The organism is Rugamonas sp. FW305-51 (assembly GCF_058786935.1).
Genome location: NZ_JBYSZG010000095.1, coordinates 1 through 4,730, shown reverse-complemented (window position 1 = coordinate 4,730; position 4,730 = coordinate 1). Strand labels below are relative to the sequence as shown.

Below are 4,730 nucleotides of genomic sequence, written 5' to 3'. Positions count from 1 at the left end.
GACAAAGCGTTTTGTTTGTCAGCCGCGAAGAAGAAAGAGTATGAAGCGTTTAGACCGTTTCGTCAACCCCTTCTTTTGCTGCCAGATCGTTTCCGACCTGCCCCGCTCACTCTGCATTTGCACGCACCGTTTTGCGGGGAGGCGAACTATAGCAAAGGGCGGGACAGCTGGCAAGGCCGTCAGCGTAAAATAGCGCTTTCACCGAACCGCAAGCCTGTCATGACCATCCTGCTCACCACCCTCAACGCCCGCTACACCCACGCCTCGCTGGGTCTGCGCTATCTGTTAGCCAATATGGGGCCGCTGCAGGAGCGGACGAAATTGCAGGAATTCGTCATCGGCGCCAAGACCACCGAGATCGTCGAACGCATCCTGGCGCACCAGCCGCGCATCGTCGGTTTCGGCATCTATATATGGAACGTGGAAGAAACCACCAAGGTCGTGGCCATGCTCAAGCGCGTGGCGCCGCAGGTGGTGGTGGTATTGGGCGGGCCGGAAGTGTCGCACGAGCCGGGCGAACAGCAGATCGTCCAGCTGGCCGACTATCTGATTACCGGCTGGGGCGACGTCACCTTCCCCAAGCTGTGCGGCGAGATCCTGAACGGCCCCAAGCCGCTGATGAAGATCCACGCCGGCGTCCAGCCGCCGCTGGCCGAGATCAAGCTGCCGTACTCGCTCTACAGCGATGACGACATCAAGAACCGCACCATCTATGTGGAAGCTTCGCGCGGCTGCCCCTTCAAGTGCGAGTTCTGCCTGTCCGCGCTGGACAAGACGGCCTGGCCATTCAACCTGGATACCTTCCTGGCCGAGCTGGAAGCGCTGCATGCGCGCGGCGCCCGCCTGTTCAAGTTCGTCGACCGCACCTTCAACCTGAACATCAAGACCAGCCTGAAGATCATGCAGTTCTTCCTCGATAAGCTGGCCGCCCATCCGGACGACCCGGTCTACGCCCACTTCGAGCTGGTGCCGGACCACCTGCCCGACGCGCTCAAGGAAGGCATCAGCAAATTCCCGCCCGGCGCGCTGCAGTTCGAGATCGGCATCCAGAGCTTCAACCCTGAAGTGCAAACCCTGGTCAGCCGCAAGCAGGACAACCAGAAGGCGGCCGACAATATCCGCTGGCTCACCACCCAATCGCATGCCCACATGCACGTGGACCTGATCGCCGGCCTGCCGGGCGAGGACGTGGCCAGCTTCGCGCGCGGCTTCAACCAGCTGTGGGCGCTCAATCCGCACGAGATCCAGTTCGGCATCCTGAAGCGGCTGCGCGGTACGCCCATCATCCGCCACACGGAGGAATTCGGCCTGGTATTCGAGCCGTATGCGCCCTACACCATCCTGGCCAACAAGCACATCGACTTCCCCACCATGCAGCGCCTGGTGCGCTTTGCCCGCTACTGGGACCTGGTGGCCAACTCGGGCCGCTTTGCCCACACGCTGCCGGTGCTGCTGGGCGAATCGGCGTTCGAGCACTTCATGGCCTTCTCCGACTGGCTGTACGCGAACACGGACGCCACCCACCGCATCGCCCTCGACCGCCTGGCCGCCATGGTGTCGAAGTGGCTGCAGACGCGCGGCATGAGCAAGCTTGCGGCCGACGAACTGCTGGCCAGCGACTACGCCGGCCGCAACGAATCGGGCTCGCGCATCAAGCCGGCCGCCGCCAACACCCCCGCATTACGGGCCGAAACGGCAGCACCACAGCGCCAGGCGCGCCACCTGGCGGCCTGACGCGGGGCGGCGCCGCCCGGAACAGCGGTGGCGGTCGCGCCCAAACTCACTTAAACTGGCGTCATGCCTACAGCCCAAGAGCCCACCCTCACTCTCGATTCCGGCGCCGCCAACGGACCGGCGGCCACCGCCGCCGGCACCTGGCAAGTCCATGCGCTCGCGCTGGGCAGCGCAATGCATACCCTGGCCGGCCAGCTCAATGGCCTGAAGGACAAGGCCAACATCGCGTGGGACCTGTCGGCCATCGACAGCATGGACCACATCGGCGCCCAGCTGCTGTGGAACGCCTGGGGCAAGAAACGCCCCGCCTCGCTGCGGCTGGCGCCCGGGCAGGAAGAATTCTTCAAGCGGCTGGAAGCGGCCGGCAACCTGGAACTGAAGGTCCCACGCAAGCAACGCCTGACCTCCGTCATGGTGCTCGGCTTCGCGATGCTGCAGTTCTTCGAACACCTGCGCGGCTTCATCGCGCTGATCGGCTCCGTCACGCAGGATATCGGCCGCTTCGCGCGTCACCCGCTGCGCGGTCCGTGGCGCGAGATCTCGGCCAATATCTTCCATGCCGGTCCCCAGGCGCTGGGCATCACGGCGCTGGTCGGCTTCCTGATCGGGGTGGTGCTGTCCTACCTGTCGGCCCAGCAGCTGCGCAATTTCGGCGGCGATATCTACCTGGTCAACCTGCTGGGCATGAGCATCATCCGCGAACTGGGGCCGCTGCTGGCGGCCATCCTGGTGGCCGGCCGCTCCGGTTCCTCGATCACGGCGCAGCTGGGCGTGATGCGGGTGACGGAGGAACTGGACGCCATGCTGGTGATGGGCATCTCGCACGGCTTCCGCCTGATCCTGCCCAAGGTGATCGCGCTGGCCGTGTCCATGCCGCTGCTGGTGATCTGGACCGACGTGATGGCGCTGATCGGCGGCATGGTGTCGGCCAATGTGGAACTGCACCTGTCGCCGTACTACTTCGTCCAGAAGCTGCCGGAAGCGGTGCCGCTGGCGAACTACATGATAGGCCTGGGCAAGGGCGCCGTATTCGGCGTGCTGATCGCGCTGGTGTCGTGCCACTTCGGCCTGCGCATCAAACCCAACACGGAAAGCCTGGGGCGCGGCACCACCACCTCGGTGGTTACCGCCATCACGGTGGTGATCCTGGCCGACGCCGTGTTCGCGATCATGTTCAACGGCGTGGGGTACTGATGGACGAGAACCAGCCAGCGCCGGCGCCCGCCCCCGCATCGTCCTGCGGCGCGCCCAACACGGGCGTGCTGAAACTGGACGGCAGCGTGCCGGTGGTGGAAATCACGGGCCTGTGGACCAAGTTCGGCCGCACCGTCGTCCACCAGGACCTGAACCTGGCCATCCAGGCCGGCGAGATCCTGTCCATCGTGGGCGGCTCCGGCACCGGCAAGACGGTGCTGCTGCGCCAGATGCTGGGACTGGAGCGCCCCGCGCGCGGCTGCGTGCGCGTGTTTGGCGAAGACATCAGCGAAGTCGATGCACGCCAGCTGCAGCAGCTGCGCAACCACTGGGGCATGCTGTTCCAGCAGGGCGCCCTGTACTCGGCCCTGACCGTGTTCGAGAACATCGCCCAGCCCCTGCACGAACTGCACAAGATCCCGGAAGAGCTGGTGCGCGACGTGGTGCTGCTGAAGATGAACATGGTCGGCCTGGGGCCCGAACATGCCGGCAAGATGCCGTCCGACCTGTCGGGCGGCATGATCAAGCGGGTGGCGCTGGCGCGCGCGCTGGTGCTGGAGCCGCAGCTGCTGTTCCTGGACGAACCGACGGCCGGCCTCGACCCCGACCTGTCGGAAAGCTTCGTGGCCCTGATCAAGTCGCTGCACCGGGAACTGGGACTGACGGTGGTCATGGTCACCCACGACCTGGACACGCTGTTCGCGCTGTCGACCCGGATCGCCGTGCTGGCCGAAAAGCACGTGATCGCCATCGGCCCCACGCGCGAGCTGTTAAAGATCGACCACCCGTTTATCAAGGAGTTCTTCCTGGGCGACCGCGGCCGGCGCGCGCTGGAAGCACTCGACACGGCCCCGCCGCAGCCCGATGGCGCGCCCGGCGCCGCACACTGAATACGAAACGGAGCATCCATGGAAAACAGATCGCACGCACTCATGACGGGCTTTTTCACGATCACGCTGCTGATCGCGGCCGTGCTGTTCGGCCTCTGGTTCAACCGCGACCGCATCGAGCGCGTGCCCTACGTGCTGGCCACCACCCAGCCCGTGCCGGGCCTGAACCCGCAGGCGCAGGTACGCTACCGCGGACTGCAGGTGGGCAAGGTGGCCAGCATCGGCTTCGACCCCAAGGTCACCGGCCAGATCCTCGTCACCCTCAGCATCAACCCGGACGCGCCCATCACCAAGACCACCTTCGCCACGCTGGGCTACCAGGGCGTGACGGGCATCGCCTACGTCCAGCTCGACGACGACACCACCGGCTCGCCGCTGCTGGGCACCAATGCCGACAATCCCACCCGCATCCCGCTGCGCCCCGGCCTGCTGGACCAGCTGGAAAAGAAGGGCAAGCAGATCCTGTCCCAGGCCGAGCAGGCCACCGACCGCCTCAACGCCCTGCTCAGCCCCGCCAACCAGCGCGCCATCCTGGCCGCCTTCACGGACGTGAGCGAAACGGCCCGGGAGTACCGCGCCCTGCCGCAGCAGCTGGAACCGACCATCGCCCGCCTGCCGGCCCTGGCCGACCAGGCCCAGACCGCGCTGCAGTCGGTCACGGCGCTGGCCACCGACGCGCGCCGCCTGACCACCAACCTGCAGGCGCCCGACGGCCCGCTGGCGCGCATGAGCGGCACGGTGGACCGGGTCGGCCTGTCGCTGGAAGCGGTCACCAGCGGCGTCGAGATGGACGCCCTGCCGCACGTGATCTCGCTCACCGACGAATCGCGTTCATCGATGAAGGCACTGAAGAACACCATGAACAAGCTCAATGAACGTCCGCAAAGCCTGCTGTTCGGCGCCCCCGGCACC

At 65.9% G+C, this 4,730-nt stretch carries 4 protein-coding genes; all 4 read left to right on the top strand.

The genetic code is table 11. The annotated features are described in order from the left end of the window. The first annotated feature begins 219 nt into the window (after positions 1–219). Complete coding sequence (locus AC3WOS_RS28320; RefSeq protein ID WP_492720639.1) at positions 220–1,734, top strand: B12-binding domain-containing radical SAM protein; 1,515 nt, start codon at positions 220–222, stop codon at positions 1,732–1,734. Positions 1,735–1,797: 63 nt separating this feature from the next. Next, positions 1,798–2,928, top strand: a complete 1,131-nt coding sequence (locus AC3WOS_RS28315) for an MlaE family ABC transporter permease (RefSeq protein WP_492720637.1) — start codon at positions 1,798–1,800, stop codon at positions 2,926–2,928. Further along, positions 2,928–3,818 (top strand): ABC transporter ATP-binding protein, encoded by an 891-nt coding sequence (locus AC3WOS_RS28310; protein WP_492720635.1) that lies wholly within the window; start codon positions 2,928–2,930, stop codon positions 3,816–3,818. The genes AC3WOS_RS28315 and AC3WOS_RS28310 overlap by 1 nt, the downstream gene beginning before the upstream one ends. A gap of 18 nt (positions 3,819–3,836) precedes the next feature. Continuing rightward, positions 3,837–4,730 (top strand): MlaD family protein (locus AC3WOS_RS28305; protein ID WP_492720633.1); only part of this gene is annotated, 894 nt, incomplete at its 3' end.

Coding starts and splice junctions, on each gene's coding strand:
- AC3WOS_RS28320 (WP_492720639.1), top strand. CDS start 220: ATGACCATCCTGCTCACCACCCTCAACGCCCGCTACACCCACGCCTCG.
- AC3WOS_RS28315 (WP_492720637.1), top strand. CDS start 1,798: ATGCCTACAGCCCAAGAGCCCACCCTCACTCTCGATTCCGGCGCCGCC.
- AC3WOS_RS28310 (WP_492720635.1), top strand. CDS start 2,928: ATGGACGAGAACCAGCCAGCGCCGGCGCCCGCCCCCGCATCGTCCTGC.